The organism is Eubacterium ruminantium, from assembly GCF_900167085.1.
GTDB classification, from domain to species: Bacteria; Bacillota; Clostridia; order Lachnospirales; family Lachnospiraceae; genus Eubacterium_Q; species Eubacterium_Q ruminantium.
In genome coordinates this window covers 1-3716 of the sequence record NZ_FUXA01000004.1, presented here as the reverse complement: position 1 = coordinate 3716, position 3716 = coordinate 1, and the positions used below count along the sequence as shown (strand labels likewise).

General features: G+C 36.8%; 2 protein-coding genes, 5 tRNA genes and 1 rRNA gene. 2 read left to right on the top strand and 6 right to left on the bottom strand.

The features are described from left to right. A partial coding sequence (locus tag B5D25_RS01515) for a DUF624 domain-containing protein (RefSeq protein WP_159444048.1) occupies positions 1-2016 on the top strand: 2016 nt, incomplete at its 5' end. An 11-nt stretch (positions 2017-2027) separates the two neighbouring features. Continuing rightward, a complete protein-coding gene (locus B5D25_RS01510; protein ID WP_078785977.1) occupies positions 2028-2282 on the top strand; it encodes a hypothetical protein in 255 nt (84 codons plus the stop codon). A 500-nt stretch (positions 2283-2782) separates the two neighbouring features. Here B5D25_RS01510 and B5D25_RS01505 read toward each other — a convergent pair. The 6 genes from B5D25_RS01505 to B5D25_RS01480 form a co-directional block, all read right to left on the bottom strand. After that, positions 2783-2868 (bottom strand) — tRNA-Leu (locus B5D25_RS01505). 110 nt (positions 2869-2978) lie between these two features. After that, a tRNA-Asp gene (locus tag B5D25_RS01500) sits at positions 2979-3052 on the bottom strand. Positions 3053-3064: 12 nt separating this feature from the next. After that, a tRNA-Ile gene (locus B5D25_RS01495) sits at positions 3065-3138 on the bottom strand. Positions 3139-3208: 70 nt separating this feature from the next. Further along, positions 3209-3280 (bottom strand) — tRNA-Glu (locus tag B5D25_RS01490). A gap of 17 nt (positions 3281-3297) precedes the next feature. Further along, positions 3298-3369: transfer RNA gene (locus tag B5D25_RS01485), tRNA-Asn, on the bottom strand. Between the two features lie 118 nt (positions 3370-3487). Then, positions 3488-3716 (bottom strand): 23S ribosomal RNA (locus B5D25_RS01480); the annotation flags it as partial.

Sequence of the window (3716 nt, the reverse complement as noted above, 5' to 3'; positions counted from 1 at the left end):
AACGAAACTGCTTCGGCAAATGATTCCCTCGTTTCCGAAAACGAAACTGATCCGGCAAATGAATCCACCGTTTCATCGGATTCTAATATTTCAACTGATTCAATTTCATCTAACAATTCCATTACATCAAATGAGGCCGCTGTCACATCTGCTACCGCTTCAGCAAATGGAACTGATTCAAAGAAAAAGGAAAAGAAAACCAAAGAAAAGAAGATCAAAGAAGAGAAAAACAGCATTTTTCTTTCTATATTATATAGCATCGGAAATTTCTTTCTGTTAAACATTGTATTTGTTCTGCTCCTGGTGCCTGTTGTAACAATCGGCGCAGCGCTCACAGCATATTATGATCTTTCTTTCACAAAGAAAGTCGATCGTAGCAGAAAAGACTTTTCAGTCAAGAATTTCCTCAATAAGTTTAAAGAGCATTTCAAACTCACAACATCTTATTTCTTATGTTACCTCGTAGTAATAGGATTTTTTGTTGCATTTGCTCTCTTATTCAGCTCAATAGGCCCAATTCCAAATAAAATACTCAGCATATTATTTATAGTATTATCCGGCTTAATCTTTTCGGTTCTTCTGTACACATTTCCTGTTATTGCTATCAACACGGTCACACTCAAACAGGAAGAAATAGACGCACTCAAAGCAAAAACCAATTCGGCTGAAGAAGAAATAGATGAGGAAGCTCATAAAAATAATGTTCTTTCTAATTATATGAAACGTTTTTCTAAAGTCGAAACGACCGAAGAAAAAGTTTCAGAAGATTATATAACATCACTTCAAGAATCCCTCGCCAAAGATAACGAGGAAGAATACAAAAATAGGAACAGTATCAAAAATATATTACTGGACTCAACTTACTTTGCAGCAAAGCATTTTGTTCGTTTGATTTTCACTTTATTTTTCTATCTGTTCCCGGCTATACTTTTATATTACGGTTACAGACATCCTGTAATTATCTGTATACTCCTTGTTCTTCTTATTATAAGAATACTTATGGGAATCAACTCATCGCTTTATTTCAATTCATTTTTTGATTACGATGATGATATAGAGGAAGAAACAGATCACGAACTGTCCAATAAGAATGCAGTAAATACTCAGACAAATAAAGCAAAAGCGGTAAATAATCATCAATCCAATACACAACCGGTAAATGATTATACAGACAATACACAATCAACAAATAATAGTACAAATGATCATACAAATGACGTACAAGCATTAAATGATCAAACAGACATTACAAACGGAAATATAAATAATTCCAATAATACGTCTAGTGTTTATACTCAAACATCAGATATTACTTCTATAGATAACACTCAGACAAGTGACAGCGCAATAATTGATTCGCAGACAAGTGACTCGCAGGTAAATGATTCACATATAAATGAATCGCAAGCAAGTGACTCACAGGCAAATGACTCACAGGCAAATGACTCACAGACAAATGATTCACATATAAATGAATCGCAAGCAAATGACTCACAGGCAAATGAATCACAGGCAAATGACTCACAGACAAATGATTCACATATAAATGAATCGCAAGCAATTGACTCACAGGCAAATGAATCACAGGCAAATGACTCACAGACAAATGATTCACATATAAATGAATCGCAAGCAAATGACTCACAGGTAAATGATTCACATATAAATGAATCGCAAGCAAGTGAATCGCAAGCAAGTGACTCACAGGCAAGTGACTCACAGGCAAATGAATCACAGGCAAATGACTCACAGGTAAATGACTCACAGAAAAATGATTCACATATAAATGAATCGCAAGCAAGTGATTCACAGATAGATGACCCTCAGTTAATCATCTCTCAGGCAGACAAAATGCTTCAGGAAGCATTACATGCAGAATTCACTGATGATTATTCATACATCACCGGTAATCCTAGTTCACATCCTAATCTGAAATTTGATGATGACGACACAGATGATGCAGATAATGATGACGACGATATCGATGATGAAAATGATGAAGTCATCCTTTTCTAAAAGGAGATCAAATGTCTTCAGAAAAACCAAAACGTGGAAGATATAATAACGATTATAGTCCAAAATTCTCTGAGCCTTATGATATATATGATAAGGCCAGAGAACATATGAAAGATCTTCGTAAAGAAAATCTTCGCAGCGAGGATTCATTTAAAGAACAGAAAAACGCAGAAATACCTTCTCAAAAGAAGAAGCATTCTGCGTTTATTCTTTTTGCAATACTATTCATTTTGTTAATTATCGGACTAGCCATTTATCTAATCTGATCGTTTATCTAATCTGATCATTTATCCAATCTCGCCATTTATCATGGTATAATCATACATCCAGACTAACCTTTTATTTATTCACTTTCTTTTATCTTTACATAGTCATACATCCAGACTAAACATTTATCCTATCTTTTCTTTTTTGTATAGTTATACATCCTGACTGGATTTTATCGAATCTATACTTTACGCAGACATAGTCATACATCTATGCATGCTGTATTTAGATTACAAGCTTCCTGCTTAATAATGGTTCTTTATCTAATATCTTATCTAAGTTATCTATAGTAAGACTTTATAAGGCATATAATAACGCTATTAAGATAAGTCTATTTATAGAATTTTCAGTAGCTTCCAAAGATAAACTTCGAAAACATTACATATTCCCAATACCATATTTCAAAACATTTAGGTAAGGCCTCATCATACAATAAATAGTTATCTTTGTATAAAAAAAGTAGCTCAGATCTTTCTAGAGATCTGAGCTAATAAAATTATGCCGGCGACCGGGGTCGAACCGGTACGGGTATTACTACCCACGGGATTTTAAGTCCCGGGCGTCTGCCAATTCCGCCACGCCGGCGTAATTACCTTGTATATTCACCACCCAATGATATCAAAATGAACCCACAAGGATGTTTCCTAAAAAATAAGCCACTGCACATTCGTCAGTGACAGCTTTTTAGAAGTAAGCGACCCAGAACGGACTTGAACCGTCGACCTCCGCCGTGACAGGGCGGCGCTCTAACCAACTGAGCCACTGGGCCAAAATTAAAAAGTGGACGTTCGGGGACTCGAACCCAGGACCGATCGGTTATGAGCCGATTGCTCTAACCAACTGAGCTAAACGTCCATAATACTTAAAATCGACAGTTAGACAGTATAATAACCTTTAAATCGTTAACTATCCAACTATCGGTTAGTGACCCTGACGGGAATTGAACCCGTGTTACCGCCGTGAAAGGGCGATGTCTTAACCTCTTGACCACAGGGCCTTAATTTTATTAAAAAGCTCCCCGAGTTGGGCTCGAACCAACAACCCCTCGGTTAACAGCCGAGTGCTCTACCATTGAGCTATCGAGGAATACTTAAAAAGATCAACATAATTAATCAATTAACTATGTACCCTCAAAACCTCATACAAACATTTACATCTACAAGTATCATACTTAAGATGCTCAAAAGCAATCTTTTCATCTCTCTTGAATAAGCCCTCGACCTATTAGTACACCTCAGCTGAATGTGTTACCACACTTACACTCGGTGCCTATCAACCTCGTAGTCTTCAAGGGGTCTTAACTCCTCAGGGGAGTGGGATATCTTATCTTGAGGTTGGCTTCACGCTTAGATGCCTTCAGCGTTTATCCTTTCCGGACTTGGCTACCCAGCTCTGCACTTGGTAATGCAACTGGTACACCAGCGGTCCGTCCA

Coding starts and splice junctions, on each gene's coding strand:
- B5D25_RS01510 (WP_078785977.1), top strand. CDS start 2,028: ATGTCTTCAGAAAAACCAAAACGTGGAAGATATAATAACGATTATAGT.